The 243-nt window shown below is 56.8% G+C and carries 1 rRNA gene; it reads left to right on the plus strand.

Annotation, left to right across the window (positions count from 1 at the left end):
* Nucleotides 1-243, plus strand: a 23S ribosomal RNA gene (locus tag AWV70_RS22450); the annotation flags it as partial.

Here is a 243-nt window from a genome sequence, read left to right on the forward strand (position 1 = left end):
CCCTTGCCCGTGATCCGGGCAGGAGACAGTGTCAGGTGGGCAGTTTGACTGGGGCGGTCGCCTCCTAAAGTGTAACGGAGGCGCCCAAAGGTTCCCTCAGAATGGTTGGACATCATTCGTAGAGTGCAAAGGCATAAGGGAGCTTGACTGCGAGACTTACAAGTCGAGCAGGGTCGAAAGACGGGCTTAGTGATCCGGTGGTTCCGCATGGAAGGGCCATCGCTCAACGGATAAAAGCTACCC

The sequence above is a fragment of the Sporosarcina koreensis genome, from assembly GCF_001531445.1.
GTDB lineage: Bacteria > Bacillota > Bacilli > Bacillales_A > Planococcaceae > Sporosarcina > Sporosarcina koreensis_C.